The 1,135-nt window shown below is 71.1% G+C and carries 1 protein-coding gene and 1 pseudogene; both read right to left on the bottom strand.

Going from position 1 to position 1,135, the window contains the following annotated elements:
* Positions 1–113 precede the first annotated feature (113 nt).
* Positions 114–860, bottom strand: a complete 747-nt coding sequence (locus ABZ135_RS38795; RefSeq protein ID WP_356703136.1) for a hypothetical protein — start codon at positions 858–860, stop codon at positions 114–116.
* Between the two features lie 17 nt (positions 861–877).
* Positions 878–1,135, bottom strand: a pseudogene (locus tag ABZ135_RS38790) (hypothetical protein); the annotation flags it as partial.

Raw genomic sequence — 1,135 nt, 5'->3', positions numbered from 1 at the left:
CGTGGAAAGGAACCGGGCTTTGACCCGGCGGCTATATAAGAGTCCGGAGAATCGCCGGTTTGGCTAACCGGCGATCGTCGGCTATGTTTCGCCGCTCTGGTCGGCGGTGGTGCTCAGCGCGAGCGGCCGGGCGGGGGTGCGGCAGGGGCCTTGGGCAAGCCGGCCGGGCGGGTGGCTGCGGCTGCTGGGCGGACCGGCGGGAGGGGCGCGGCCTTACCGGTGAGTCGGTCGTCGCACCAGCGCAGGGCCTCGGCTTGGGTGGCGAAGCCGCCCTCGCGCAGGGTGTGGGTCCATGCGTCGGTGTCGACCTCGTCGACCAGGACGCGGAACGGGCTGGGGGCCCGCTCGTCCAGGGCGCGCAGCGCGACGACGGTGACCATGTCGTCCGGGTCGTCGCGGGTGTAGGAGTAGCCCATGGCGTAGTGGTCGCCGTCGCCGGCGAGGCGGCGTTCCAGTGCGCGCGTCGTCTCGTCCGCCGCCGGTGGCCCCAGCTCGGGGTCGAGGACGATGGCTTCGGGTGGGCAGCCACGGTGGATGAGCCACGACTGCGCCATCGAGGGCAGCGGCAGCCGTTTCCCCTCGAAGGTGAACGTCCGCTTTTCCCGGTCGCGTTGAAGGTGCAGGGCCATCAGCTGCGGCATACCGGGAATTCCCCATGTGACCGAGCCGTCGAACAACACGTAGTAGCTGTGCACGCCATCGGCTGAGTGGTGCTCGGCGAGCGGGGTGAGCATGTCCCCGACTCCGACCTGGCGATCGAAGTCGAGGAGAACCTCGTCGTCGGCGTCGAAGTCGTCCAGGCCGAAATCAACGACGGGGATGGACTTCCGGCCAGGCGCCGGTTCGGTGGAGGACAACAAGAGCCTTTCGGTGGGATTCAGCGCCGCCGAACCGGGGTGGACGGCCATGCCCCAGGCCGGGCCGGGGGCTTCGGCACCTGCGTGGTGGTGGGCGGCCGGCGGGCGGCGAACAGCGCGGCGCGGCCGGCGTCGGTCAGAGCGACCGGCTGGCCGGCGTGCAAGGGGTGGCCGGTATCCCGGACGACCAGGCCGGCGTCCTCCAGCTTCCGCACCTCGGCATAGGGGATGCGGGTGCCGGAGGCGACGGTCACGGACAGCCGGCCTGTCAGCAGGTG

Source organism: Streptomyces sp. NPDC006339, assembly GCF_040612775.1.
Lineage (GTDB): Bacteria > Actinomycetota > Actinomycetes > Streptomycetales > Streptomycetaceae > Streptomyces.
The sequence above is the reverse complement of the archived record's forward strand: the minus strand, read 5'-3'. Positions and strand labels throughout refer to the sequence as shown.